The organism is Alteromonas sp. ABV4_150 (assembly GCF_056311745.1).
The window spans coordinates 1,401,664-1,427,245 of sequence record NZ_CM149971.1 but is presented as its reverse complement, the minus strand read 5'-3'; the positions used below and the strand labels follow the sequence as shown (position 1 = coordinate 1,427,245).

The following is a 25,582-nucleotide window of genomic DNA, read 5'->3' as shown; positions in this document are numbered from 1 at the left end:
AACTAGCCCTTAAAATCAGCGCTTTAAGCTATTTCCTTTCGAAACGCTGCGTTCCACCCGAGATATTTGCCTTTGTGGTCTTTCTCGCTGAGACTGTTTTACCGATCTATGGCTAGATGTTCGTTCTACACGCTTAGGTTTACTACTTTCACGGGCAACTGAACGGTGTTGTGGACTCGTCCTTTCAACCCGTTGACGATTGACGTTTTGCTTCACTGAGCCTTGCACTGCGCCTTTTTTGTTAACATACCTCTGGGACTGTGGCGAAGGCGTTATTCTAGCCGGCTTGTCACGTTTCAACGCTTTAAGTGTATTGTCTCGCGTTGGCTTTTCCCTTTTTGCCACCGATTGATTGCGTTTCAGCGCATGCTCTATCGATTGTTTGCGCTTCACAGAGTTCTGTTTGCTCGGTAGACGGGGTTCTCTAAGAGGCGTTACTTGTTTAGGCTCAATCGTCCGCTTTATCGGCTTAGCATTATTGGTACGTGCCACAGAGCTAACTGAGCGCTTATTGTCGTTATGTGCTGTGCGGTTGGCCGCTCTAATATGTTTATTAGAAACATGTTGTGCGCGCATCACACCAGCATGCTCATAGCGCGCAGGCGCACTGTGAACCACGCGGTTAGAGTAACGTGCTCGGCGATGCACTGTATTGTGCTCCCAACGGTGATAGTCACGACTTACCACGCGTTTTCTCGGGCTGCCGTGATAATACCTGCGCACTGGCTCGCGATGGATGACCACATGGCGGTTGTGCCAATGCACGCTGCCAAAGAAAAAGAAGGTAGAAAGGCGAACACTGGGAGACCAGTATACATTGCTATGGTGATGATAGCTTACATGGTGTCTCCAGCGAATAGGCGAGATTGGGTGCCACCAGTTACCGTAGACAACGTGTGGGTCGTAATATGGGACATATACCACTTCTCGCTGGCGCGGCTCTATGTAAATAATTTCTCGACTGCTTTCTCGTTCTCTTTCAACTTCAATGTAGTCGTTAGTTACCAAGTTACCCGTGTTATGGGCATGCTGCCTAAGTACCTGAACACGATCTAACACTCGACTTTGATCAATAAGTACATTATCGCCAAGCTGCTGTAACCACTCAAGGTCACTGGCCAAGGTATTAAGTAGCTCGGTGAATGGCGCGAGTGCTTTTACGCTCGGGTCCCAAGAAACACCATCCAGAACATTCTCTACCTGATCTGGCGTTAAATGTTTATTACTTTGGCGCCAACGGTCGGCTGCGACTACATCTAAAGGGTAGGTAGAAGCAATGAGAATATGGGTAAGAAGTGTATCGGGGTAAAGGGCAATGGGCGCAAGTGCACTATCTAATTCGGCATCAGAATATTGCTGAGCTGAAGATGAAACCTGAGCAAGGCTTGCATTTGACAGTGCAAGTGCGGGCAACGCCTGCGCACTGGACAGTGCTATAACTATCGATAAGGTTATGTTTTTCATACATTCTCCTTATACCAATCCGCTTGAATAATTGCCCTCTCAGAAGAACATTTTCTACGAGGACTGGTATTGAATTGCTATGCTGAAAGCCGCTGCTTTATACACGCAATGTGGTAAGTCTGAATGCATTTTGCTTGAACGATAATTAACCGAAGCTGAATGGAAAACGCCCACGTTTCGGTGGGCGCTTTCAAAAAAAATAAAAAATGTTAGCTTATATAGGCTTTGCTAAAGTCCCTAGCTTATTTTAGTACGTGCGGATCAAAAGCGTGACCGAGCTTTTCCGTCTTTGTCTTTAGGTAGTGTTTGTTGTCTTTGGTGATGCCGTGATCTATCGGCTTTCTTGCTACAACATCAATACCCAGTGCTTTTAGTGCTGCAAGCTTCTTAGGGTTGTTTGTCATTAACTCAACGTGTTTAACATTGAGAGTGTCCAACATAAGCTTGCAGATGTCGTAACTTCTAAGGTCCGCGTCAAAACCAAGATGTTCGTTAGCTTCTACGGTATCCATGCCGCTATCTTGAAGATTATAAGCGCGAATTTTGTTTAAAAGACCAATACCGCGGCCTTCCTGGCGCAAGTAAAGCAGTACACCGTGACCGTTATCTACAATATTTTGCATGGCTTTTTCTAACTGAAAGCCACAGTCGCAGCGGGTGCTAAATAAAGAATCACCGGTTAAACATTCTGAATGAATGCGAATAGGCACTACGTCATCTTCTTTCCACTCTCCGTAAGAAAGGGCGACGTGCTCCTGACCACTGGCTTCAACAAAGCCGTGTATTTTAAAATCACCCATTCTTGTGGGTAACTTTGCGGTGCTGACATATTCGTATTTAGGCTGTTTGCTACTCATGTTACTTCTACGCTTTGGACAGTAGGCAATAAGTGGGGATGACTTCTATTTTTGCAAGTCTACCATTTTATTATACGCGAGTTGACGCTTGTGCTATCACTTTTTTCGTAAAGGGTGTATCAGGGATAGTTATCAGAGGGGCTTAAATTCCCGTAGAGGCGCGGGTTTAGCAACACCGAAGCCCTGGGCGTAATCAACGCCCATTTTGCCTAGCTGTGCCATGGTGCCTTCATCTTCAACAAATTCGCCGACAGTTTGCATACCCATAGCTTTCGCTACATCGTTGATAGAAGCAACCATAGCCGTATCTACGCTGTCGTTAAGCATATCTCTAATAAACATACCGTCTATTTTTACCTGACTGACGGGTAAGCTTTTAAGGTAGTTGTACGAGGAGAAGCCACTGCCGAAGTCGTCGAGGGCAAAAGAACACCCAAGGCGGTTGAAGGTGCGCATGAAGGCAAGTGTGACTTCCATTTTAATTATGGCTACCGACTCAATAACCTCAAAACATATTTTGTTGTAAGGGATATTGAAGGTTTCAAACGCATTTAGAATGAACAAGGTAAAATCTCTATCTGCCAGTGAGTGGCAGTTAAGATTGATGCTGCATCGTTTCAACTCTGCGAGGTGCTCAGGGTTTTCAGAGAGCCACTTGAACGTATTCGTCACTACCCATTTATCAACACTGACGTTCATTTCAAATCGCTCAGCCGTGGGTAAAAAATTGGCGGGCTCGACAAGTTTCCCGTCTTTTTCTCTTAGGCGAAGAAGTATTTCGTAGTAGTGCCCATCACTAGTTTTACTTAAAGGCCTTAGCGATTGATAAAAAAGCTCGAAGCGACTCTCTTCCAATGCGTTGTTAATAGAAGATACCCAATCAAGCTCGCGCTGGTAGCGCTGCATACTTTCGTCATCTCTATCATATCTGTGGACCTGATTTCTGCCTTGCTCTTTAGCGAAGTAACATGCGGCATCGGCCATGCTCAGATACTGACCCGGGTCGACATCGTTATCGTCGCATACCACCATACCTATGCTTACGCCTAAGTTAAAAATGCGGTTATCCCACATAAAACGATAAGCCTGCACGGCGTTAAGGATCCTTACTGCATTTAAGTAAACGGCGTCGGAATCAATGTTTGAATAGATAACGCCAAATTCATCGCCGCCAAGGCGACCTAGCTGCGCGTCTGAAAGTAAAGTGTTCTCAATCAAGCGGGCAATGTCTTTAATAAGTACATCACCAGCTTTATGGCCACAGGTATCGTTGACTACTTTAAACCTGTCGAGATCTAAAAACAGCAAACACAATGGTGCATCGCATCCGTTGACGACTTTATCTTTGAACACAGATTCAAACTTTCGCCGGTTGTATACGCCCGTCAGCGAGTCATGGGTAGCTAAATACTGCAGGCTTAAGTCTGACTGCTTCTTTTCAGTGATATCTACGATAGAGCCATAGAGAAAGTCGCTTTCGTCATTTTCTCGAATTTGACAGGATAGGGAAAACCAAAACTCGCTTCCGTCACGTCGCTTACCTCTAATTTCCCTACCGGTAACATGACCGTTTTGTGATATTTCACCGAGTAAAACCTGCCTATCTTCAACATTCGCGTAGAAAACTTCTGTGTTGCCGGCTTCATTAAGCAACTCTTCTTCACTTTCATAGCCGAATACTTTACACATGGCTGGGTTGACTGAAATAAGTTTTCCATCCCATGTTGAGGTGTAATGACCTTCTGCTGAATGTCTGAATAAATCATAGAAATGATTCAAGCTTGATATAGTTTCTGCCTGTGTTGAAAGTTGGCGTTGATTTAACACGTTTTCTTTTGCGATGACTGCAAAGCCAAAACATAGAAAACCGAGGGTGAGGAAGAAAAGCATACCGATAGCAACGTTTAGGGTATAAACCAAATTACTGAATAGGTTTTGTGTTACTAACGCATAGAATGCAAAAAAGGAAAGCCAGGCAAGAATGTAGGTGATACTTACTGAACGGCTCCCTTTGTCTTTAAACGCTAATGCCAGTAAAACGTGATAAAGCCCCATACCTGCGGTTAGCAGCAGAAGTGTGATAGACGTGTTATAAGTGGTAACCATAAAACAGTAGACGGTAGCTACAACGGGAACAAGATAGCTCACAGACCGCAAAAAAAAGGGCGTTCGGGTGAATAGGTCGTGCGTTACTTTGGCAATGCATAGTAACAGCATGCAAAAACAGACGGCATAGAAATGCTCGCTGGCGTTAGTTAGGCTTGGCCAAATAGCTAACCCGCCAGCAGTGATAAATAATAAAGCTAAAAGAACGAGGGACGACATGGCCAGCCAAAAGCGGGTAGCAATGCGCTGATACAGGTAGGAAAACAGGAAATAGAGCGCAATCAGCGCCATGATGCCCGTTACTGCGCCAAGCAAAGTGAGCATATTGGTGTCGTGCTGTGCGAGTAGATCTCTTTCCCACAAGGTGATTGGAAAGTACTTTAACCCTTTGTCTTTTACCGCAATCAGTAAGCGAGCGTCCTGATAGGGCTGAAGGGTAAATGCTAGCCTTATATTAGGAAGAGGCTGCCTCAGAGAATAGTCGCCTTTTCCTGCTTGATAGCGATAAGACTTAATAATTCGTTCACTACTATCAAGTAGAAATATCTGCAAATCGTCAACATTTAGGCGGTCAACATTAAGTACTAGTGGTATAGGACTGTAGCCTGTATGTACGAGTTCGGTGGAATACCATATACGTTCATCGGAAAAAGAGGCATTGACCGAAGTGTTCTTTGTGTTTCCCTTTAAAATATCAAAATATGTGGCGCTAATAGGAGCAACAGACAATCGCGCATGAAGATTTATGACCTCCCGCTCAAAGGACTCGTTAACGGTAAGCTGACTGCTAGCCAAAACGTTTACGCTTAGCAACATCCAGCTGATGAGCAATGCTGATACGTACTTAAATAGGCGGGCTGTTACCACTCGTTAATTCCTTGTACCACATACTAAGAGGATGTTTATAAAGGCGAAAGATATGTTGTTAAGCCCTCTTATCACTCGGGTGCTTTTCTTAGGATAATACTAGTTGTAATGAAAAGCCAAACCCAAAGTACAGTGATAACTTAAGTGTTATGCTTGCAAAAGGTAGTTAAAAATTGCCGATGGCGACTGCTGTCTACCTATAGGCTCTAGCCATATTGCTTCACAGAGCCATTCTATGCAAAGCATACACTGCAAATCAGTGTCGCTTGCACTTGCAGTTATGACTGCCTGAAACCGCTCAGCTCCCCAATCGGTCTCTGAAAGTTTGAAATTAAACAGAGCACAAAACTGTTCCACCCACTGTTGAGTTTTAAGTGGGGTAGCGGGTAGCGCTGTGCGAATTTCTACGCTGCCTTCGTTAACAAGGGCATGTTGCAGAATGTCTTCTTTGTTGAGGTTTTGCATAGAAGTTATCAATTTATTGGTAGTAGTAAACCCGCTTGCGTTAAAAAGTGTATATAGTACAACACAAAAACAATAGCGTTAAACTAAGCGTATTAAGGACGGAGTATGCTAACACTTCACCATTTAAATAACTCTCGCTCACAGCGAATTTTGTGGCTTTTAGAAGAGCTAGGCGTAGAGTATAAAATTGAATTCTATCAACGAGACAGCACTACGAATCTGGCGCCTGACTCGCTGCGAGCGGTTCATCCACTGGGACGCTCACCCGTGCTTACTACGCCGCATGGTGAAATTGCAGAATCTGGCGCTATTGTGGAATATCTCGTTCGCCATCATGCGACTGATGCATTTGCTGTGCCCCAAGACCCCGAGGCACTACAACAATATTGGTTTTGGCTGCATTTCGCTGAAGGCTCATTAATGCCGCCGTTAGTCGCTAACTTAGTGCTAGAAAAAGCACGGCAAAAAGGTTCAAAGCCCTTTTTCATCAAGCCTATCACTAACAAGTTAATAGACGGCATTCTCAATGCCTACTATGGCCCTAACCTAGCCCAAAGCTTGCGCTACGTAGAGTCTTATTTATCGAAAAATACTTGGTTTGCAGGTGATGCGCCTAGTGGCGCTGATGTTCAAATGATATTTCCTCTTGAATCGCTGGTCGCCAGCGGCCGCGCTAAAGACTTTACCGCTATTCAAGGCTTTGTTAAGCGTGTTCATGCCAGAGAAGCTTACAAAGCTGCATTAGAAAAAGGCGGCGAATACGCATACGCTTAGCGTGTGTTGCTCACTGAGTTGATATCATGCCCTGAGGCCGGCGGGAAGATAATCCTATAGCTGGCTTAACAGTCTCTAGTGGTCGCGATTTATATAATCGTCGATGAGCTGAATAAAGGCCTCACCATAGCGCTCCAGCTTAGTTTGGCCTACACCACTGACCTCTAGCAAGGTGTTGCGTGTAGTAGGCAGCTTGCACGCCATGTCAACCAAAGTAGCGTCGCTGAATACTACATAGGGCGGCACTTCATTTTCTTCTGCTAATACTTTGCGCAGGTGCTTAAGGCGCGTAAACAGGGTTCTGTCGTAGTTAGCCGGTGCTTGCTTTGACTTTTTCTTATCTGGCTTAAATTCAAGTCGTGGTGAGGCAAGCTGAACGGCAACGTCGCCTTTTAGCACTGGCCGTGCGGCTTCGGTCAACCTCAATGCAGCGTGAGCGGTAATATCCACGCGAATAAGCCCTTTATGCACAAGCTGGTTGATAATGTTATGCCAGTAGCTGTCCGATTTATCCTTACCTATACCGTAGGTAGAAAGCTGATGGTGGCCCGCCTCTTGGAGGCGCCTTAACTGCTTACCTCGCAATACGTCAATTACGTACTGGCTAGACGCTTGTTGTGAAAGCCTAAGTACGCACGACAGTACTTTTTGGGCGATCACCAAACCGTCAATCATTTTAGGCGGGTCTAGACAGATATCACAGTTGCCACAAGCGCTGTCACTAAACTGCGAAAAATAGTTCAGCAGTACTTGCCTGCGGCAGGTCTGCGCCTCGGAAAAGGCCTCCATAGCAGCAAACTTCTGCAGCTCTATTTGATTTCGCTCGGCTATTTCGCCTTGCTCTATCCATTGCTTTACGCGGGCCGCGTCTTTTTCGTCAAACAACAATAAAGCTTCAGACTCTAGGCCATCTCGCCCGGCCCGCCCGGTTTCTTGGTAATAGCTTTCAACACTGCGGGGTACATCGTGATGTACTACATAACGCACGTTCGACTTGTTGATACCCATACCAAAGGCAACAGTGGCCACCACAATATCGATTTTGTCGTTAAGAAACTGGCGTTGTACCAGCTCTCGTTCGTCGTTATCCATACCGGCGTGATAAGCGGCGCAGCGAAACCCTTGCCTGAACAACTTGGCGTGGAGGTCGTCGACTTTAGCGCGACTATTACAATAAATAATACCGCTACCATCTTGCTGCTTTACATAAGCTACCACTTGATCAAAAGCTTTGTACTTACTCATTACGCGGTAGCGAATATTGGGTCTGTCGAAGCTTTCCTTTGTAAACGAGCGGGTCGTTTAGGTTTAGCTGGGTCAATATGTCTGCTTGCGTTGCTGAATCTGCCGTAGCCGTTAGCCCGATAACAGGAATGGTGGGAAAACGAGACTTTATTTGCCCCAAGGAGCGGTAATCCTGCCTAAAATCGTGACCCCAGTGGGAAACGCAGTGCGCTTCGTCAATGGCAAATAAGGCGATGTCGGCATGCGCTAGTGACTGCTGAAAGTAATACTGCATTAAACGCTCAGGCGAGACGTAAAGCAAATCCAGTTTACCAGCTTGGAGCGCATCGTTTATGCGCGCTTGTTCGTCAGCTTCCAGTGTTGAATTAAGATAGGCGGCGTTTACGCCAAGTGCTTTTAGCTGCTCTACCTGATCTTGCATCAATGAAATAAGCGGCGAAACAACAATAGCGGTGCCGCTTCGCACCAGCGCGGGAATTTGATAGCACAACGATTTACCGCCACCTGTAGGTAGCAGAACAAGTGCGTCTTTTCCTTCACATACTTGGTGAATGACTTCGCCTTGCCCATCGCGAAAAGCATCGTAACCAAATACCTCTTTCAAGACGGTTTCAGGCGTTTTTGCGTGCTGGGTTTTAGGCGTTAATTCTGATGGCGCTATTGCAGTTGTCATGGCGCAGGATTTTACGCGTTTTTGGGCTCGGCTTCACGGGGCAATTAAAAAAACTAGACTAAAATGCAGTGAAGACTTGGCTAATCAAGGTTAAATAACTGTGGTCGTACATTTTTTACACATCTTGTGTGGCGGGAAGGCGATGAACTCGCGATGGCGTTGAGCCAAATAATCCATTCTAATGAGATATTATTGGTTGGATGAATTTCCTTGCTCGTTATATTCAGTAGTAATGTTATCGATACTTTACAGTAAGTGGATTACATAATGCCTGATAATGAAAAGCCTACGATAAATAAACAGCTAGACCATCAAACTATGATCGATCATGTTATTGCGCTTTTTCGTGATAATATGCCGTTTAACCAGTTGCTTGGTTTGGAGTTTGTCACACAAGGTACTGGTATAGATACGCAGATTTCGTTGCACCTTAATTGGCAACCTACGCTTACCGGCAATCCAATGCAAAAAATTCTACACGGTGGCGTAACAGCGACTATGCTAGACACCATCGGTGGTTTAGTTTCAATTATAGAGACCATCAAGCAAACCACAGAAGAGCACCTTGAAGACCTGCAGATTAGATTGCCCACCATGGGTACGGTTGATATGCGTGTTGACTACTTGCGGCCAGGACGAGGCGAACGCTTTATTGCAACAGCGGTTATTATACGTAAAGGCAGTAAGTTAGTGGTTTGCAGAATGGAATTACACAACGAAAAAGGCGACCATATAGCTTTCGGCACAGGTACTTACATGCTGGGGTAGCATTCTTATCCATGGGTATGAACCATCTCTGAACGTCAGTGCTTATAAGTCTAAAGGAAGTTAGCGGTAAAATAGGAGGTGTAGCATGGCAGAGCCATTACCTGATTTGATAGAAGAGATTGTTACCGAAAGTATGGCTGATGATCCGGCTACCTTACTTGCTGCTTTAAGCGGGCAAGACGAGGTCTATATTGCATCGCTGCTAGAGTCACTGCCCGTTGAAGAGCGTCTAGCCGTGTGGGACGGTATTTCTCGCGACCGCAAGCTCGATGTGCTTGTTGAGATGCGTAGCGATCCCCGTGAAATCCTAATCGACAATACGCCTCATAATGAATGGGCGTCTATATTTGCTGATATCGATGCCGAAGATTTACTAGAGCTACTGGATTCACTGCCAAAACGCCTAGTCGATATGGCGTATGAGTCACTTGATTCTAAAGAGCGAAAATACTTCAGAGAAGCCACACAATTCCCTGATAACCAAATAGGGCACTGGGTTAACCACGAACAGTTAGTGCTGCCGTCGAACGCCAAAGTACGCGAGGGTTTGCGCTTGTTAAGGCGGGATATTCCTCAGCACTGCGATAGTATTTTTCTGGTGAACCGCTCCGGTCAGTTTTCTGCCTTGGTTAAAATAAGTCACCTGTTTAATGCACAAGATCACGTGTCGCTATTTGACTTATCTGAAGAGAACGTGGCCACTATTCAGGGAGAGGATGACACCATGAATGCATCACTTCTTGTACAGCGCTCAGGGTTGGCGTCGCTGCCGGTAGTTGATGAGAACAACAAACTACTTGGCCGTTTAGATGTGACCTCGGCGAGTGAATTGGTCAATGAGTTTTATGAACGCCAAGTGATGGCTTCGGCCGGTATGGATGAAGACGAAGATTTATTCTCACCTGTGGCAAAAAGTGCCAAAAACCGCGCCCTATGGCTTGGTATAAACCTGCTTACCGCGTTTATGGCGTCTTGGTTTATCGGACTATTTGAAGGTACGCTACAACAAGTTGTTGCCCTTGCGGTGTTAATGCCCGTGGTGGCAAGTATGGGCGGCATTGCAGGTAGTCAAACGCTTACTCTTATTGTACGAGGGCTTGCGCTGGGGCAGGTGACCCCTGCCAACTTAAGGGCGCTCATGGTAAAAGAGTTGAAGGTGGGCGGGGTCAATGGTGTTATATGGGCGTTGGTTATAGGCATTGTGGCTTATTTCTGGTTCACTGACGCTATGCTTGGTTTGGTGATTTGTTTAGCCATACTGTTCAATATTGTAGCTGCAGCCTTGGCTGGAGTGTTCGTACCCGTCATTTTAGACAAGCTAAAAATAGACCCTGCACTGTCTGGTTCGGTCATACTGACCACTGTCACTGATATTGTCGGTTTTGTAGCGTTTTTGGGTTTAGGAACCCTCTTTCTTCTGTAACCCGTTTACTAGGTATACTTAAAAATTACGTAAAAGCCACGTTTATATAGGGCTACAGCTTATAAAGAAGGGGGGCCCATTACACTCAGTGTGGCTTTTACACTGAATATTTCGCGCAGTTTGTGGCCTTTGCCGCATTGGAAAGCGTTAAGGGTTGTGTATTCATCTAACCTGATAAACAATACGCGCCTTCTTAACCTGAATCTCGTTGGAGCCAGCCTTGTCTAAGCAAGCCAGTGCCGCCCAAGTCGGCGTTATTTGCGCGATTGCCGCATACAGTATGTGGGGTGTTGCACCTGTCTACTTCAAACAGTTGATGGTGTTACCTGCTGCTGAAATACTTATGCACAGGGTAATCTGGTCCGTTGTGCTTTTAGTTGGATTAATTGCTGCGCTAAAACAATGGCCAAAAGTAGGTGCTGCCTTTCGCAATAAGCGGGTTATGCAGATTTTGTTTGTAGCCGGGCTGCTGCTGGGAGCAAACTGGCTTTTGTTCATCTGGGCAATCAATAACGATCATATTCTTGATGCAAGCCTGGGTTATTATATTAATCCCCTTATCAACGTTTTCTTAGGTCGTCTTTTCTTAGGCGAAAGGTTACGCAATCTGCAGCGCGTAGCGGTTGGACTCGCAGTTATTGGCGTGGCAATTCTTATTTTCTCATACGGCCACGTGCCCTGGATTGCCTTAGTACTCGCCGGAAGCTTCAGCGTGTATGGCTTATTGCGTAAGCAGGTGGCAGTAGACTCGCTACCAGGTCTATTCATTGAAACCTTAATGTTATCGCCATTAGCTATCGTCTACTGGGTATTCTTTGGTTCTGAGTACAGTAACTTATTGAATAACGACGCTACCTTAAACTCCCTTATTCTAACGGCAGGTATTGTTACCACTGCGCCCCTGCTTTGCTTTACTGCTGCGGCAAGGCGCATCATGTATTCCACATTAGGCTTTTTTCAATACATAGGGCCAACGCTCATGTTCATATTAGCCGTCTATCTTTATGGCGAGCCCCTCGAAGAGTCACGCTTGGTTACTTTCGGCTTTGTGTGGCTTGCACTTATCTTGTTTAGTGCCGACTCGTTAGTTAATTACCGCAGTCAACGAAAAGCACAAAAACAAATAATAAAAGAGAGTATGGAATAAGCCAGCAAAACACTCGGCGCCTGCAAGCCATTAAAAGGTAGGGTTTAAAGAAATAGCTGATGAAGCTAAGGTAAGGATCCTTGCTCTCGACGAGGTGTATCAAGAGGGTCGCACTTCACTTGGTTACGCCCACTATTTTTGGCAGCATACAGTTGCTTGTCTGCAAGGCTTAGTAGCTTATCCACGCTCTGAGTATGAACGCCACTAACTCCAATACTGCAGGTCACTTTTATATCGGTTTTGGGAAGCTGGATAACTTCAGCTTCTACCACTTTTCTAAAATCTTCTAAGCGTTCGCAGGCTTCATCAAGAGGCGTTGAAGGCATGTAAATACAAAACTCTTCACCACCAAAGCGCGAAATAATTTCATCAGGGAAGTAAAACTCAATGAGTGCCGCCATGGCCTTTAGCACAATGTCACCGGCGTCATGGCCATGGGTATCGTTAATTGATTTAAAGAAGTCGAGGTCGATAAGTGCCAAGGCATGATCATCAGATAAATTTTGATGCTGTACCGTTACCATGTAAAAGAAGTGGCGTCTGTTGGGAAGGCCCGTCAAATAATCCGTATTCGCCACGCGGCGAATTTCTTCAACACTTTCTATATATTCGACGTTTTGCATTACGCGACACAAAAACTCTTCATGACAGTACGGTACGCGCAAGAAGTCATTAGCGCCGCTTTTGATAAAGTGTGCAGACATTAGCATACCTTTACCTCCAGCAACGCCCATTATGGCTAGCTGCTCTTTAGAAAATGCTTTTCTTAGGCTAGCGACAAAATGTGTTCCCGTCATGTCGGGCAGCGTATCATCAGTGATGACAAGACGTACATTTTTGTGTTCAGAAAGGCACTGCATTGCGTCGGTAGCTGTTAAACATTCAAAGGCAATAAAATTATGACGCTGAAGTAATGAAACCGTTTTTGAGCGTAAAACACGATTGGTACTCACCACTACAACGCCGGTAGATTTGTTTTTTTCTAGGCGGCTGATCAAGCGGTTAAGATAGTCGTAGTTTTGCGAATTTTCTTTGGGAATGTAATCGACAACATCTCGTTCAAGAACCTTGTCGCGAATAGCATTATCTAGGTTCTCTGTTGTTGCAATGGTAGGAATAAAAGATCCGACGGCAAAGTCGATGGCTTCCCCTTTAGGCGCATCGGGTAATGAGTAAGCAACAATGGCACACAAGAAACTTTCAGGCATTTCTTGTGCAAAGCGTACCTTTCCTTCGGTGAGCGACGTAGCGCCCACGGGCGTAAGGCTAGAACGGCGTACTAACTTCGCAATAAGTTCAAGGTTGCCTTCACCATTTTCGATGATCAGCACGTGTTGCTGCATACATTCCAACTCAGAGTTAGGCTACCTTGCCAATTAATAACGCTACGCCTTCTCCAGTTTTGCGTAAGCAAGTACCAGCCATTTACTGCCAAATTCATCGAAGTTTACTTGAACTCGACCATGCTCACCACTGCCTTCGTAGTTAAGCACAATACCTTCCCCGAATTTACGATGCACTACGCGCTCACCTAAACTAAAGCCTGTTTCTTCAAAACTGGCGTGCGAGGTAGCTTGGCTAAAGCGATTGTGTACAGGCCGCGATATAGTGGATTTTAGTCTGACTTCTTCCACGCAATCTGCTGGCATCTCGCGAATAAAGCGCGAAGCCGTATGATACTTATCTTGACCATATAATCGACGACTTTCTGCGTAAGTGATATACAACTTTTGCATAGCGCGAGTCATACCAACATAGCAAAGTCTGCGTTCCTCTTCCATCCTGCCTGGTTCGTCGTTGGTCATCTGGCTAGGGAACATACCTTCTTCCACGCCAGCTAGAAACACCAATGGAAATTCAAGGCCTTTTGCAGTGTGGATAGTCATCATTTGCACAGCATCTTGGTCTTTATCTGCTTGGGTTTCCCCTGCTTCAAGGGAAGCGTGGGCCAAAAACGCGGCCAGCGGCGACATTTCTTCCGCTTCTTCAGGTACGATAAAAGTCTTACAAGCACTGACCAGCTCTTCCAAGTTTTCAAGTCGAGCCTGGGCCTTTTCTCCGCGTTCTGCTTGGTACATGGCGTACAGGCCTGACTGGCGAATGGCTTTATCGGCCTGCTGGTCAAGAGGCTCGTCTAGCGTGGCTTGCTCTAGCTCGGTAATAAGCAAAACAAAGCTTTGCATAGCGTTTAATGCACGGCCTTTAAAGCCACCTTCGTTGATAAGCAGCTGGCTGGCTTGCCACATAGAACAGTTATGCATACGTGCAGTGTCGCGCACTTGTGAAAGGGTTTTCTCACCAATACCGCGACTTGGAGTGTTTACCACACGCTCGAAAGCAGCATCGTCGTGCGGGTGGCTGACCATGCGCATATAGCCAAGGGCATCTTTAATTTCTTGGCGTTCGAAGAAGCGCAAACCACCGTAGATGCGATAGGCCAACCCTTCATGTAGCAGGGCTTCTTCCAGTACTCGAGACTGGGCGTTGTTTCTGTAAAGAATAGCGGTGTCGCTAAGGGCGTTGCCTTGATTTAGCCAGTCTTTAATTTTTGAAACAATGAAGCGGGCTTCGTCGAGTTCGTTAAAACCGGCATAGACAGAAATAAGTTCGCCCTGGGCATCTTCTGTCCACAGCTCTTTCCCTAAACGGCCCGTGTTGTTGTCGATAACCGTATTCGCTGCTTTCAGAATGTTCCCAGTAGAACGGTAATTCTGCTCAAGACGAATAGTGGTAGGTTCATTAAAGTCTTTAAGAAAATGCTGAATATTATCTACGTTTGCACCGCGCCAACCGTAAATAGACTGATCGTCGTCGCCAACAATCATAATGTTGTTATTGTTGCCGCTACAAAGCATGCGAAGCCATGCATATTGGATATTGTTGGTATCTTGGAACTCGTCAACTAACACAGCACGGAAACGGCGCTGATAGTGGGCCAACACTTCAGGGTTCTTTGCCCATAACTCGTGAGCGCGCAGCAATAACTCGGCAAAATCTACCAAGCCTGAACGGTCGCAAGCGTCTTGATATGCAGCGTAAACTTCACGCATGGTCTTTTGGATATGATCGCCATGGGTCTCGATATGCTGAGGACGCAGGCCTTCGTCTTTATTACCGTTTATGTACCACTGGATTTGACGAGGGGCCCAATGCTTTTCATCTAAATTCATGGCTTTTAAAATGCGGCGAATCAAACGGTACTGATCGTCAGAATCGATAATCTGAAAATTTTCAGGCAAATTTGCTTCAGCGTGGTGTGCGCGTAATAGGCGATGTGCAAGCCCGTGAAAGGTACCAATCCACATATTGTGTAGGCTGCGGCCCATCAATGATTCAATACGGCCACGCATCTCTTTCGCTGCCTTATTGGTAAAGGTAACCGCTAAAATAGAAAAAGGTGCGATGTTTTCGACTTCCATCAACCACGCAATGCGATGTACTAATACACGGGTTTTACCACTACCTGCGCCAGCTAATACTAGAGCATTAGACAATGGGGCTGCTACTGCTTCACGCTGTTTATCGTTAAGCTCGTCTAGCAGTCGAGATACATCCATAGTTGGCACCTGTTAGTTGATATTGTTACACATTCAGCAGCACGCTATTATGCCATCAGCCTGTTAATTTATACAGTCCAGTTTTTCGCCCTTTTTGTTAAATAAAAGCGCGTTTTTTTGCCTATCTAAGGTGTTCGGTTATCCACGCCTCTCAATGAAAGAAACGGGCGCTTTAACCGTTCTAATTAAGCAGTGACAGAGCCTAGTGTGGCCGACGTAAGGCTCATGGGTACGCAAATAAAAGATACAGTTATTAGCTATAACGAATTAATACGATAAATTGATCGAATTATGCGCTTGGCAGGTATCACATCGGTATTGCATCACGCCAAACTCGGGTAAACTTTCTGTTCTTTCATTTGTTTACCTCTGCACTTTCATACAAGGCGAGAGTTAGCAAAAGAGTTAAGCCACTTTAGGCAAGCTGAAAAAGCACACGGCCCCAATTTTTTACGACGTATATTGGCACACAGACAGCACACTAACGGGACATGCTCATGACCGCACTTTCAACGCCCATCGATTTCTGGTCGACGCTCAAACAAGAAGCGCAAATTGTTGCTGACAACGAACCTTTGCTATCTAGCTATGTGCATGCAAGTGTTCTTGCGCACCATAATTTCGAGTCGTCGCTAAGCTTCATTTTGTCAAACAAAATGGCAGATGACGTGATGCCTGCGATTGCTATACGTGAGGTGTTCGACGAAGCTTACTTATTAGAGCCTGGCATTAGCGAGGCAGCTATCGCCGATATTATCGCGATAAATGCGCGGGATGCCGCAGTGAATGACTACCTAACTCCCTTGCTTCACTTTAAAGGTTTCCACGCCGTGCAGGTGCACCGGATGGCGCACTATCTTTGGGTTCACGGACGCCACCAGTTAGCCTTATTTTTGCAAAGCCGTAATTCATCAAGTTTTGGTGTAGACATCCACCCAGCTGCGCGAATTGGCAAAGGTGTTATGTTCGATCACGCTACCGGTATTGTGGTGGGTGAGACTGCGGTAGTAGAAGATAATGTGTCTATTTTGCAGAGCGTAACCCTAGGCGGTACGGGTAATGAGTCAGGCGATCGTCACCCCAAAATTCGCCAAGGTGTGTTAATTGGCGCAGGTGCCAAGATCCTAGGAAATATCGAAATCGGTGAAGGCTCAAAAGTCGGCGCTGGTAGCGTTGTACTGAACAGTGTTCCAGCCCATGTCACTGTGGTGGGCGTACCAGCAAAAGTGGTTGGCAGACCGGTTTGTCAAAGCCCCTGCGAGTCCATGCGCCAAAACGTCCTAGAAGATAACTAAAATATGGGGTCAGAGTACATTAATAATGGGGTCAGAGTACATTTCCCGTTTTATACTTCGTAAAAGTTTAAAGTACTCTGACCCCACGCTTAAGCTATTAAAGTACTCTGACCCCATTATTCATAGGAAGTCGGTTAACTCGTTGAGGTTGTCTAGTGCTACGTGAGGCAATACGCTTACAGGTTCATTCGCTAGCGTCATGGGTCTGTTACAGGCAAACCATGCGGCTTGATAGCCAGCGTTAATCGCGCCTTGTACATCCTTGATAATATTGTCGCCTATGTGAAGAATGTGTTTCGGTGCAATGTGTAAATGTGCTGCGGCTTCATCAAACATGTCGCGGGCTGGTTTCATCGGGCGCGATGTGCTGGCGTGGAGAATGGTTTCAAAATAACCATCAATCCCTATTTTTTCTGCGTTTACATTACCATTAGTAATTCCTATGAGCGGCAGCTTACTGCTTACGGATTTTAACGCTTCGTGCACATCGTCCGCGAGCTCAAAGTTGCTTCTTGCATCGTAAAAGCAGTTGAAACATGCCTCTACTGCATCACTTAGCTCACCATTACTGGTCAGGTCTGTTGTTAACTTTTCAGGGGTCGTATTAGACAGCGCAGCAGTAAGCACTACACGTCTAAGCTGACCCATGTCAGAGGCTAAGCGCAAATCCTTTTTAATAGCTGCTCGCTTTAGTGCTAACCAGTCGTTTAACGATAGTGCGGCAGCTGACTTATGGTGTTTTGCAATATGCGCTTGAAGCGCTTCTTCGGCCCGTCGAATAATAGGTTCGTTATTGTAAAGGGTGTCGTCAAGGTCGAAGGTCATCGCCTCGACGTTGTTAATAGACCTGAAAAACTGCATGGTGAAACCTTAAGTTAGTATTACTTTTTGCGCGCCCGCGGATGAGCCGCATCATACACATTGGCAAGGTGCTGAAAGTCGAGATGGGTATAAACTTGTGTTGTCGACAAGTTAGCGTGACCTAACAGTTCTTGAACCGCACGTAAATCGCCGCTGGATTCTAGTACGTGAGTAGCGAAAGAATGGCGCAGTTTGTGGGGGCTTACTTTTTGCGACAGAGATTGCTCTTTTGCCATTTTATCCAAGCGGTTAGCAACCTGCCTATTTGATATTCGAGTTTTACGCTTACTGACAAATACTGCACTTTCGTAAGGTGACGCATAAGCAGGGCGTACTTTTAACCATGCATTTAGCGCTTTTTGTGCGTGTCGACCCAATGGCAATATTCGCTGTTTACTCCCTTTACCTATGACTTTCACCGTACCGTCTTTCAAACAGTCGGCTAAATTAAGCCCGGTAAGTTCGCTTAAGCGCAGGCCACAGCCATAAAGCAGCTCAAACATGGCTACATCCCTTAACTGCATGCCTTCATCATCGTCACTGCTTTGAGGCGACGCATTAAGTAACTGCTGCATCTCATCCACGCTCAGCTGCTTTGGTAACGGCTTTCCTTGTTTCGGTGCTTGAATGCCTTCTACGGGGTTACTGAATAGCTGTTGGTGGTCGATTAGGTATTGGCAGAAGGTTCTGAGTGCCGATAGTCTAAGTGCTATACTACGCGGGCTGTGCCCAGACATTTTGGCATCGGCCATAACGCGCTTAATATCGCTTGGCGTGAGCCCAGACCATTCGTAAAGGCCAAGTAGCTTTGCCACTTCGGTTAGCTGGCGCTGGTAGTTTTTGATGGTGTGTAGGGATAAACCGCGCTCCACTTGAAGATGAAGCAGAAACTTATCTAGCCATTGCTGGCAGGGTTCGCTGATTAAGGCGTCCGTAGACACTTCACCTAATATCCCATCATTTCAGGCAAGATGATATTAAGCACTTGCTGAAGCTGTTGAAGCAAAAGGGTATCCATGTCTGGAGTAAAGTGGCTGGCATCGCTGCTGCTAATTCCCAAAATACCTAATTCACGGTTGTCACCAAGTAGCATTAACGCGACAGATTCTGCCGGGCTTTCGCCGAAAAGCAGCTGGCGTTCGTGCTGTGACAAACGACCAAAGAAGAAGTTGGTATTTTTAAAGCGCTTTTCCGTGAAGAGGCGCTGTTGCAGCTCAGGAATAGCGTGAGGACCTTTAAAGCTTTTGATTACTGCTGAGGACAACTGCAAACGCTCTTGCAGCACATCTTCTAAGGTAAACTGCACTTCGGCGACACTCTCACAGCGCAGTAGTTGTACGTTCAAATCGGTATAAACGCGATAAATTTTTTCGTTTTGCTTCGCTATAGTGACTAACTGATTTAGTTTGTAATTAAGCTGTCTGACCTTTTGTCTAAGCTGATCACTCTGAATTTCTACAAGTGAAACACTGCCTTTGTGTTCGTGGGGAAGCTTAATTTTTTCGAGAATGTCGGCATGCTCTGCAAAGAACTCAGGGTTTTGTAATAAGAACGCGCGCACATCAGCACTCGACAATTCCGTTGTGTCGTTAAATGGCTCAATTAATTGCGTGGCGTTAGATTGCCCTGATATTTCGCTCATAAATTTATATGTCCGTCATATACGTGTTCGGCAGGCCCTGTCATTTTTAACACGCTATCTGGGCCTGGCCAGCGTATACGTAAGCTGCCTCCGGGCAAATCTACCCGTACGTCTTTACTTAATTTACCCTGTATTTGACCAATTGCAACTGCTGCACATGCGCCGCTGCCGCAGGCCAAAGTTTCACCTGAACCACGTTCAAATACGCGAAGTTTGATATGTGAGTCGTTAATTATCTGCATAAAGCCCACGTTTACGCCCTCGGGAAAGCGCTCGTGCTTTTCAACAAGTGGGCCAATTTCGGCTACATCGGCCGTATCAACGTCGTCAACTTCCATAACGCAATGAGGGTTGCCCATCGACGCTGATCCAATAAACAAGGTGCGTTCTCCAACACGTAAAATATACGTGTTCTCTTGCTTGTTGGCTGTAAGCGGAATACTCGCAGGCTCAAACTCGGGTTTGCCCATGTTAACGGTCACTTGTCCGTCTTTTTCTAGGTAAAGCACCATCTTTCCTGCTTTGGTGCTTACCACTATTTTATTGCGATTAATAAGGCCCTTTTGTTTAACAAAACGCGCAAAGCAACGGGCGCCATTGCCGCATTGTTCTACTTCTGAGCCGTCTGCATTGAAGATACGATAGTGGAAATCTTGTTCAGGGTCGTATGGCGGCTCTACCATCAACAGCTGGTCGAAGCCAATACCGAAGTTTCGGTTAGCTAATTGCTGAATTTTTTCTTTGGAGAAAAAGACGTTTTGAGTAACGTTATCAATAACCATGAAATCGTTACCCAAGCCGTGCATTTTAGAAAATTGAACCTGCATTAAACGCGCATCTATCTTGTTAGTTTGTCTCTAGTTTACGGAAGTTTGTACTCACCTTGCCAGAGATCTTTTTGTTTTTCTCGTTCGCGAACCACAATTGCTTTATCGCCGTCTACCATAATCTCCGCTGGACGACAGCGGCTGTTGTAGTTTGAGGCCATCACAAAACCATAGGCACCGGCGCTGCGTACAGCAAGTAAGTCGGTAGGTTCAATGGCTAATTCGCGATCTTTCCCAATGAAATCACCGGTTTCGCACACCGGCCCTACAACGTCATAGGTTCGAAGCGCTGCCGTGCTTTCTTCTTTCACAGGAATAATATTTTGCCAAGCAGAGTAAAGGGCTGGTCGCAATAAGTCGTTCATGGCAGCATCGACGATAGCGAAACTCTTTTCTTCACCCTCTTTGATAAATTCAACTTCAGTAACCAAAATTCCAGCGTTAGCTGCAATAGCGCGACCAGGTTCAAGGATAAGCTTTAAGTTCTCACGACCTACCATTTTTTCAGCCATGGCTTGTGCGTAGGCTTTTGGATGAGGCGGTTGCTCGTCGTTATAAGTTACGCCAAGACCACCACCTACATCTAAGTGCTCAATAATAATGTTGCGCTCAGCCAGTTCATCAATAAGCAGAAGTAGTCGTTCTAGCGCATCTACAAATGGGCCAATTTCAGTAAGTTGTGAGCCTATGTGACAGTCCATCCCAACCACATTTAAATGTGGTAGCGATGCAGCTAGCTCATAGGTAGCAAGTGCGCGCTCACGAGCAATACCAAATTTGTTGGCCTTCAATCCCGTAGAAATATAAGGGTGAGTTTTAGCATCCACATCAGGGTTTATGCGAAGCGAAATCGGAGCTTGCACACCCATTTCACTAGCCACTTGGTTAATGCGATGAAGTTCTGGCTCTGACTCTACGTTAAAGCACATAATGCCTTGTTCCAAGGCATAGCGAATCTCGTCGTGCTTTTTGCCTACGCCTGAAAATACCACTTTGCTTGCGTCACCACCGGCCTCAATAACACGCGCCAATTCACCCGCTGAAACGATGTCAAAGCCTGATCCTAACTTCGCTAAAACACTTAATACACCAATGTTTGAGTTAGCTTTTACTGCATAACATACAAGGTGAGGATGTGCACCGATAGCATCGTTAAAGGCATGCCAATGGCGCTCTAACGTAGCGCGTGAATAAATATAAACCGGCGTTCCGTGCTGGGCTGCAATATCAGAAACAGCTACTTGTTCAGCGTGCAGCTGACCTTGGCTGTAGGCGAAAAAATCCACTAGTTCAGCTCTCCAGAAGTAGTTGCGGGGGAGGGGGTATTGGCGCTAGATGAATCAGCGGCTTCTGCACTTTCAGAAGACGTTGGTTCAGTAGAGGTGTTTTGTGCAGGCGCGTCAGGAATATAAAGCGCCCCTTTATAACCACAGCCACACAATGCTGTGAGTGTTAGCAAGAAAACAACTGACTTTTTAAGCACGAAAAATCCCGCAAAGAATACGACAAATACCGCTATCATCGCATTGCGGTGTTAAATTGCAAGAGCCAATAAACGTTCTTGTGTTTTATCGCCGTATTGAACGTTTTTCCAAAGCGTATCGCACAGGCTTTTGGTATCAGAAAAGTCTTTATTTTTAAGCCAGTCAATTAGGATATTCGGGTTATCTGGAAAGGCAATGGCTTCGTTTTCAGGCGCCTCGAGCCACTCTTCAACAATATCGGTATCAAGCTGAAACAGAGTCTGGCATAAATCCAGTTTGTTAAGGGTTAACACGTTGGATAGCTGCTCAAACTGACCGTGTAACGGTTTAATTAATAACTTTTTGCCCAGTTGAAGTGCTTCGCTTGATAGCTCAAAACCACCGTTTGCAATGACACCACTGGAATGCTGTAACGCCTTTTGAAAGTGCTTTTTTGAGGTCGGGTGCCAATGGATATGGCCCGACTCTTTCGCTTCGTCAATGTATGGGTGGAAACATTCGAATACTTGGTCGCTTAGCGGCTCAAGCATTTGTTGAATGTCTTCGATATCTTCAAAAGGCAAGTAAACCAATACGTGGCCGTTACCGGAAGATGCAACAGGTTTTTCTGAAACGAACGGCGGGATAATAGGCTGATTAAAATGATACCAGTGCACACCTAGTTGGAGATCGGTAGGCGCGAATAGCTTCATTATAAAACTATCGAAAATGGTATTGCCACTTTTAGGCACGTTATACGCGAACGCCGCTTGGTGGCTGATAGAAATTGAAGGTAGCCCCTGTTTTTTTGCAGCCCATGCAGTAACGGGTTCAAAGTCATTAACAAGCAAATCGTAGCCGCGGGTATCGAATGCTTTGATGTCTTTGTTTAGCTGTCGAATGTTGGCATCCTTAACGGTAGACCATTTGTCTACGCGCCCGCTTTTCGTAATAAAGCTCAGTCCTTTGTATGTTTGGTATTCCCCGAACACTTCCATATCAAAATATTTTTCAGGGGCGCGGCCGGTAAAAACAAAGTCAACGCTAATGTCATCCCGCTGCGCTAGTGCGGCGGCCATAATTCGTGCTCGAGCAATATGTCCGTTACCGGTGCCTTGCACTCCATACAATAATTTCATACTACCCCAGAATAGAAATGCTTAGAGTTGCAATAGTTACGCCTAGAAGCGATCCCGCGACCACGTCGGAGGGATAATGTACACCGAGTAGCACGCGCGATAGCCCAATAAGTGCGGCCCAGCAGTAGGCCAGCAGAGCGAAAGGCGGGTAATAGTGCGCAACGATACACGCCATTAGTGTAGCCGCAGCAGTATGGCCCGAGGGTAGGGAAAACTTATCAGAAGGCGTGACATGTGCTGTTAAATTCATTAGAAAATCGCAAGGGCGAGGGCGCTTGAACATTTTCTTAAGCAGCACATAGATGGGTAATTCCAGCGCATATGCCATCAGCGCTGTGTAAAGGAAAAGCTCACCGTGCTCTGGCTCAAATGCCCAAAGCAGCATACCGATAACAAAGTATAAGTAGCCGTCACCTGTTTTCGACAACCAAACAATACTTCTACAGTCTCTTTTTTGCGTCAGTTTGTAGAGGCGATAAAATAAGTCAGTGTCGTACTTGGTCAAGGATTTCATCAACATCGCCTTGTCCTCTATCGGTTAATTACTGCACAGGCTAAAGATTGTCTATGACTAGTGGGTGACGGAAAAAAGAAACTTTTTTGACATTTAACGCGATTTCTATTTTTTGCCATGCACCCTTTGCATATACGGGGAAAGTGGTTATTAAACAAAACTTTTTAGCAGAACAAATTTAGCTAAATGCATGAAGCAAAATACGTGCTCAATTAATGCTCATCTGCGCTGAATCATTGCTTTTCTAACGAAACATAAAAATTTGATGAAACGCGTTAAATCAACCGTTTGCATCACCTTAATTAATGCTATGCTAGGTTTAACGAGCATAGAGCTTCAACGCTTCTCAATTTTAGTAAGGCAAAATAATGGAATACAACACATCTGAATTATGCGACTTGTTTGCTGACAGCGTAGACGTAGTAGATCCGATTTTCGCAAGCTTTGGTGGCCGTTATTCTTTCGGTGGTGAAATCACCACAATTAAGTGCTTTGAAGACAGAGGTCTTATCGACCGTGTTCTTGCACAGCCTGGCGCAGGTAAGGTGCTGCTGATTGATGGCGGGGGGTCAAGTCGTCGTGCTTTGTTCGATGCATCATCTGCGCAAGTCGCCATTGATAACGACTGGGAAGGCGTTGTAATTTACGGTAGCGTTCGCGAAGTCGATAGTCTTGCTGAACTTGATATTGGGGTATTAGCCGTTGCCGCAATTCCAGTAAATGCCGAGTGTGAAAGCATTGGCGAAGTTGACGTGCCGGTTAACTTTGGCGGCGTAACGTTTTTACCTGAAGACCACCTTTATGCAGATAGCACCGGCGTTATTCTTTCTCCTGAGCCGCTAGATTTAGATTAAAGTTAAACAGTAAGCGGCAGCCAGCTGCTTTGAGAATTAAAAAACGGAGGCGTATGCCTCCGTTTTTGTTTTTAATGCTTGCAGCGTTTCCGCTAATACCAATAAGGCTAATTGTTCAGCCTTAATACAACTTGGAAGTGACGTTGGTGTTAGTTAAAACCTACTTGTTCGCTTCTTCAAATACCTGATTCAGATATATTGCGATGCGAATACCAGCCATCTGCAAACGCTTTTTCGCTGTAGGTAAATGATTGTACAGGTAGTCGTAACTCATGTTGTTGGCATTATCTGGGTAGATGGTATCTCGAATAGCGGTACTTTCTTCAATCCATACCATAGGGTCTGTTGTCGCCCAACTGCGAATGTCTTCTGAGCTAATGGTTTGTGTAAGCCACTTAGTCCACTCAGAATAGGACAGGTCGCGCTGATCTAGCATTTGCGAATCCCACACGCGGTGCAAATTAGAATCTTGCCAGAAAAAGCGTACTTTTACATCGTTTCCACCGCGGTCAGTGCCGTTACCAGCGTGCAGTGGCTGATGCAAGTCGCCAATGATATGCACGATGAACTGAAGGGCTAAGCGCTTCTCTTCAATGCTGGCTGTGTCGCTTTTTAAAGTTTCGGTAAATTGCTTTAACGCGGTAACCGCATCACCTTGCTTTGGTGCACCGACCTCTTCGTAGGTTTTACCCTTGGGCACAGATACATAGTGCCATGGGCTAGCCGTTTTCTGCCAAAATTCGCTGGGGTTAGAACGCATTTCATCGGCATGGGTCGAGGCTTCAGCCAAGGAGCCATGTGGTAGCAACTCCATAAGTGCCGCATGTGAAAGGGGGCTTAAATACTGCTGGGCAATAGCACCCGTTACTCTATGGCCTGTTTGACCCCAGCCGAAGGCGGGTGATGCAATGCACAACGTAAATAGTGTGCTAAGCGCTACTGCGCAAATCCTGTTTGCAAACGCTAACATAATTAATCCTCAGAATGTTTAGAAGACTGATAGCCCCATCTGGCGACGAGAGACTGTTCAATACCTAGGTGGTCTAGTATGCGCGCCACAACAAAATCGACCAAGTCGTCGATAGTTTTTGGATTGTGATAAAAGCCTGGCGCTGCAGGCATAATAGTAGCACCCATTTGAGAAAGCTTGAGCATATTTTCAAGGTGAATAGAAGAGAGCGGCATTTCACGTGGCACTAAAATAAGTTGGCCCCGTTCCTTTAATACCACATCAGCTGCTCGCTCAATGAGATTGTCGCTTGCGCCAATACTAATAGCCGATAATGTGCCTGTAGAGCATGGACATACCACCATTTTTGCTGGGGCAGCCGAGCCTGAAGCTACTGGTGAAAACCACTCTTCTTTTCCAAACACTTTTATTTGGTCGGGTTTAGCATTGCAGTGCTCGGTAAAAAACGCCGCTGCGTCTTCGGGACGGCCCGGTATTTTTACGTTTTCTTCTGTGGCAAATACCACTTTGGCAGCCGAAGAAATAAGTACGTAAACTTGATAGTCTGCATTAACCAGCGATTTCAGCAGTGTTAGGGCGTAAGGTGCACCAGATGCACCTGTAATAGCAAGTGTCACTTGCTTATCGTGTTTCATGGTTTAGCCTCTGTTGATGACAAGCCTAAAGGCTTG

The 25,582-nt window shown here is 45.8% G+C and carries 22 protein-coding genes and 1 pseudogene; 6 read left to right on the top strand and 17 right to left on the bottom strand.

Going from position 1 to position 25,582, the window contains the following annotated elements:
• Positions 1-15 precede the first annotated feature (15 nt).
• From ACYX4M_RS06180 to ACYX4M_RS06165, 4 genes are all read right to left on the bottom strand, one after another.
• Positions 16-1,464, bottom strand: coding sequence for a DUF3300 domain-containing protein (locus ACYX4M_RS06180; RefSeq protein ID WP_476082308.1), 1,449 nt, complete (start codon positions 1,462-1,464; stop codon positions 16-18).
• 242 nt (positions 1,465-1,706) lie between these two features.
• Positions 1,707-2,321, bottom strand: coding sequence for a GTP cyclohydrolase II (gene ribA / locus ACYX4M_RS06175; RefSeq protein WP_334058690.1), 615 nt, complete (start codon positions 2,319-2,321; stop codon positions 1,707-1,709).
• Between the two features lie 132 nt (positions 2,322-2,453).
• The gene (locus ACYX4M_RS06170) at positions 2,454-5,294 is read right to left on the bottom strand and encodes an EAL domain-containing protein (RefSeq protein WP_476082307.1); all 2,841 of its coding nucleotides are present in this window, start codon (positions 5,292-5,294) and stop codon (positions 2,454-2,456) included.
• Positions 5,295-5,441: 147 nt separating this feature from the next.
• A complete protein-coding gene (locus ACYX4M_RS06165; protein WP_476082306.1) occupies positions 5,442-5,759 on the bottom strand; it encodes a hypothetical protein in 318 nt (105 codons plus the stop codon).
• Between the two features lie 105 nt (positions 5,760-5,864).
• On the opposite strand from ACYX4M_RS06165, the gene ACYX4M_RS06160 reads away from it, so the two are divergent.
• The gene (locus ACYX4M_RS06160; protein ID WP_476082305.1) at positions 5,865-6,533 is read left to right on the top strand and encodes a glutathione S-transferase; all 669 of its coding nucleotides are present in this window, start codon (positions 5,865-5,867) and stop codon (positions 6,531-6,533) included.
• 75 nt (positions 6,534-6,608) lie between these two features.
• Here the strand turns inward: ACYX4M_RS06160 and recQ are convergent.
• Positions 6,609-8,451, bottom strand: a pseudogene (recQ, locus tag ACYX4M_RS06155) (DNA helicase RecQ).
• A gap of 267 nt (positions 8,452-8,718) precedes the next feature.
• Between recQ and ACYX4M_RS06150 the strand changes: the two are divergent.
• From ACYX4M_RS06150 to rarD, 3 genes are all read left to right on the top strand, one after another.
• Positions 8,719-9,219 carry a thioesterase family protein gene (locus tag ACYX4M_RS06150; protein WP_476082304.1) on the top strand — a complete coding sequence of 167 codons (501 nt, stop codon included), beginning with the start codon at positions 8,719-8,721 and terminating at the stop codon, positions 9,217-9,219.
• An 85-nt stretch (positions 9,220-9,304) separates the two neighbouring features.
• Positions 9,305-10,642 carry a magnesium transporter gene (locus ACYX4M_RS06145; protein WP_476082303.1) on the top strand — a complete coding sequence of 446 codons (1,338 nt, stop codon included), beginning with the start codon at positions 9,305-9,307 and terminating at the stop codon, positions 10,640-10,642.
• 220 nt (positions 10,643-10,862) lie between these two features.
• A complete protein-coding gene (gene rarD, locus ACYX4M_RS06140) occupies positions 10,863-11,789 on the top strand; it encodes an EamA family transporter RarD (RefSeq protein ID WP_476082302.1) in 927 nt (308 codons plus the stop codon).
• A gap of 65 nt (positions 11,790-11,854) precedes the next feature.
• Here the strand turns inward: rarD and ACYX4M_RS06135 are convergent, their stop codons facing one another.
• Both ACYX4M_RS06135 and uvrD read right to left on the bottom strand, forming a co-directional pair.
• Positions 11,855-13,132 carry a GGDEF domain-containing response regulator gene (locus ACYX4M_RS06135; protein WP_476082301.1) on the bottom strand — a complete coding sequence of 426 codons (1,278 nt, stop codon included), beginning with the start codon at positions 13,130-13,132 and terminating at the stop codon, positions 11,855-11,857.
• 42 nt (positions 13,133-13,174) lie between these two features.
• A complete protein-coding gene (gene uvrD / locus ACYX4M_RS06130) occupies positions 13,175-15,346 on the bottom strand; it encodes a DNA helicase II (protein WP_476082300.1) in 2,172 nt (723 codons plus the stop codon).
• A 497-nt stretch (positions 15,347-15,843) separates the two neighbouring features.
• Between uvrD and cysE the strand changes: the two genes are divergently transcribed.
• Complete coding sequence (gene cysE / locus ACYX4M_RS06125; protein ID WP_476082299.1) at positions 15,844-16,641, top strand: serine O-acetyltransferase; 798 nt, start codon at positions 15,844-15,846, stop codon at positions 16,639-16,641.
• Between the two features lie 120 nt (positions 16,642-16,761).
• Here cysE and ACYX4M_RS06120 read toward each other — a convergent pair whose 3' ends face one another.
• From ACYX4M_RS06120 to ACYX4M_RS06085, 8 genes are read right to left on the bottom strand one after another with little or no spacing between them, the layout of a single operon-like run.
• A complete protein-coding gene (locus tag ACYX4M_RS06120) occupies positions 16,762-17,502 on the bottom strand; it encodes an HAD-IA family hydrolase (RefSeq protein WP_476082298.1) in 741 nt (246 codons plus the stop codon).
• Positions 17,503-17,522: 20 nt separating this feature from the next.
• Positions 17,523-18,443: a tyrosine recombinase XerC gene (gene xerC, locus ACYX4M_RS06115; RefSeq protein WP_476082297.1), complete on the bottom strand. Its 921-nt coding sequence runs from the start codon at positions 18,441-18,443 to the stop codon at positions 17,523-17,525.
• A 5-nt stretch (positions 18,444-18,448) separates the two neighbouring features.
• On the bottom strand, positions 18,449-19,144 hold the full coding sequence (locus ACYX4M_RS06110) for a DUF484 family protein (protein WP_476082296.1): 696 nt from the start codon (positions 19,142-19,144) through the stop codon (positions 18,449-18,451).
• The gene (gene dapF, locus ACYX4M_RS06105) at positions 19,141-19,971 is read right to left on the bottom strand and encodes a diaminopimelate epimerase (protein ID WP_476082295.1); all 831 of its coding nucleotides are present in this window, start codon (positions 19,969-19,971) and stop codon (positions 19,141-19,143) included. Before dapF ends, ACYX4M_RS06110 begins: the two co-directional genes overlap by 4 nt.
• A 35-nt stretch (positions 19,972-20,006) precedes the next feature.
• Entirely contained in the window at positions 20,007-21,257 is a 1,251-nt protein-coding gene (gene lysA, locus ACYX4M_RS06100; RefSeq protein WP_476082294.1) for a diaminopimelate decarboxylase, read from the bottom strand.
• Positions 21,257-21,454, bottom strand: coding sequence for an LPS translocon maturation chaperone LptM (gene lptM / locus ACYX4M_RS06095; protein ID WP_334058666.1), 198 nt, complete (start codon positions 21,452-21,454; stop codon positions 21,257-21,259). Before lptM ends, lysA begins: the two co-directional genes overlap by 1 nt.
• Before the next feature lie 51 nt (positions 21,455-21,505).
• Complete coding sequence (locus ACYX4M_RS06090) at positions 21,506-22,573, bottom strand: MJ1255/VC2487 family glycosyltransferase (protein ID WP_476082293.1); 1,068 nt, start codon at positions 22,571-22,573, stop codon at positions 21,506-21,508.
• 1 nt (position 22,574) lies between these two features.
• On the bottom strand, positions 22,575-23,087 hold the full coding sequence (locus tag ACYX4M_RS06085; protein ID WP_179982012.1) for a phosphatase PAP2 family protein: 513 nt from the start codon (positions 23,085-23,087) through the stop codon (positions 22,575-22,577).
• A 368-nt stretch (positions 23,088-23,455) separates the two neighbouring features.
• Here ACYX4M_RS06085 and rraA point away from each other — a divergent pair, with 368 nt between their 5' ends.
• On the top strand, positions 23,456-23,941 hold the full coding sequence (gene rraA / locus ACYX4M_RS06080) for a ribonuclease E activity regulator RraA (RefSeq protein ID WP_014947855.1): 486 nt from the start codon (positions 23,456-23,458) through the stop codon (positions 23,939-23,941).
• Positions 23,942-24,101: 160 nt separating this feature from the next.
• On the opposite strand, the gene ACYX4M_RS06075 is transcribed toward rraA, so the two are convergent.
• Both ACYX4M_RS06075 and ACYX4M_RS06070 read right to left on the bottom strand, forming a co-directional pair.
• Positions 24,102-24,911 carry a S1/P1 nuclease gene (locus ACYX4M_RS06075; RefSeq protein WP_476082292.1) on the bottom strand — a complete coding sequence of 270 codons (810 nt, stop codon included), beginning with the start codon at positions 24,909-24,911 and terminating at the stop codon, positions 24,102-24,104.
• A 2-nt stretch (positions 24,912-24,913) separates the two neighbouring features.
• On the bottom strand, positions 24,914-25,546 hold the full coding sequence (locus ACYX4M_RS06070; RefSeq protein WP_014975357.1) for a flavin prenyltransferase UbiX: 633 nt from the start codon (positions 25,544-25,546) through the stop codon (positions 24,914-24,916).
• Between the last annotated feature and the right edge of the window lie 36 nt (positions 25,547-25,582).

What these genes read in the sequence shown, in the direction of transcription:
- ACYX4M_RS06150 (WP_476082304.1), top strand. Translation starts at nt 8,719, where the DNA reads ATGCCTGATAATGAAAAGCCTACGATAAATAAACAGCTAGACCATCAA.
- ACYX4M_RS06145 (WP_476082303.1), top strand. Translation starts at nt 9,305, where the DNA reads ATGGCAGAGCCATTACCTGATTTGATAGAAGAGATTGTTACCGAAAGT.
- ACYX4M_RS06070 (WP_014975357.1), bottom strand. Translation starts at nt 25,546, where the DNA reads ATGAAACACGATAAGCAAGTGACACTTGCTATTACAGGTGCATCTGGT.
- uvrD (WP_476082300.1), bottom strand. Translation starts at nt 15,346, where the DNA reads ATGGATGTATCTCGACTGCTAGACGAGCTTAACGATAAACAGCGTGAA.
- ACYX4M_RS06160 (WP_476082305.1), top strand. Translation starts at nt 5,865, where the DNA reads ATGCTAACACTTCACCATTTAAATAACTCTCGCTCACAGCGAATTTTG.
- ACYX4M_RS06180 (WP_476082308.1), bottom strand. Translation starts at nt 1,464, where the DNA reads ATGAAAAACATAACCTTATCGATAGTTATAGCACTGTCCAGTGCGCAG.
- ACYX4M_RS06090 (WP_476082293.1), bottom strand. Translation starts at nt 22,573, where the DNA reads ATGAAATTATTGTATGGAGTGCAAGGCACCGGTAACGGACATATTGCT.
- ACYX4M_RS06135 (WP_476082301.1), bottom strand. Translation starts at nt 13,132, where the DNA reads ATGCAGCAACACGTGCTGATCATCGAAAATGGTGAAGGCAACCTTGAA.
- ACYX4M_RS06165 (WP_476082306.1), bottom strand. Translation starts at nt 5,759, where the DNA reads ATGCAAAACCTCAACAAAGAAGACATTCTGCAACATGCCCTTGTTAAC.
- ACYX4M_RS06075 (WP_476082292.1), bottom strand. Translation starts at nt 24,911, where the DNA reads ATGTTAGCGTTTGCAAACAGGATTTGCGCAGTAGCGCTTAGCACACTA.
- ACYX4M_RS06120 (WP_476082298.1), bottom strand. Translation starts at nt 17,502, where the DNA reads ATGCAGTTTTTCAGGTCTATTAACAACGTCGAGGCGATGACCTTCGAC.
- dapF (WP_476082295.1), bottom strand. Translation starts at nt 19,971, where the DNA reads ATGCAGGTTCAATTTTCTAAAATGCACGGCTTGGGTAACGATTTCATG.
- ribA (WP_334058690.1), bottom strand. Translation starts at nt 2,321, where the DNA reads ATGAGTAGCAAACAGCCTAAATACGAATATGTCAGCACCGCAAAGTTA.
- ACYX4M_RS06110 (WP_476082296.1), bottom strand. Translation starts at nt 19,144, where the DNA reads ATGAGCGAAATATCAGGGCAATCTAACGCCACGCAATTAATTGAGCCA.
- rraA (WP_014947855.1), top strand. Translation starts at nt 23,456, where the DNA reads ATGGAATACAACACATCTGAATTATGCGACTTGTTTGCTGACAGCGTA.
- ACYX4M_RS06085 (WP_179982012.1), bottom strand. Translation starts at nt 23,087, where the DNA reads ATGAAATCCTTGACCAAGTACGACACTGACTTATTTTATCGCCTCTAC.
- cysE (WP_476082299.1), top strand. Translation starts at nt 15,844, where the DNA reads ATGACCGCACTTTCAACGCCCATCGATTTCTGGTCGACGCTCAAACAA.